This window comes from Alkalihalophilus lindianensis (assembly GCF_032843265.1).
GTDB lineage: Bacteria > Bacillota > Bacilli > Bacillales > Bacillaceae_D > Alkalihalophilus > Alkalihalophilus lindianensis.
On record NZ_JAWJBA010000870.1, the window covers coordinates 1 to 244 of the forward strand.

The window sequence follows — 244 nt, forward strand, 5'->3', positions numbered from 1 at the left end:
TCACGTGAGACATATTTAGGATTTAGCGCTGCAATATGCATTGCCACATCTTTTGCTGCTTCTGCATCCGTGGAACCTTCAAAAACAGTTAAAACAGAAATGCGTCCACCCATATGAATGTATGCACCAAATGCATCATTGTCCGTTTTTGATACGATTGTAAAACGGCGAAGTGTTAATTTTTCCCCAATTTTGGCAATCGCTGCGTTAATGTGGTCTGCAACAGTTGCACCGTTATCCATTG

The 244-nt window shown here is 41.4% G+C and carries 1 pseudogene; it reads right to left on the reverse strand.

Annotated features, from left to right (window positions below):
* A pseudogene (locus RYX56_RS24610) lies at positions 1–244 on the reverse strand (translation elongation factor Ts); the annotation flags it as partial.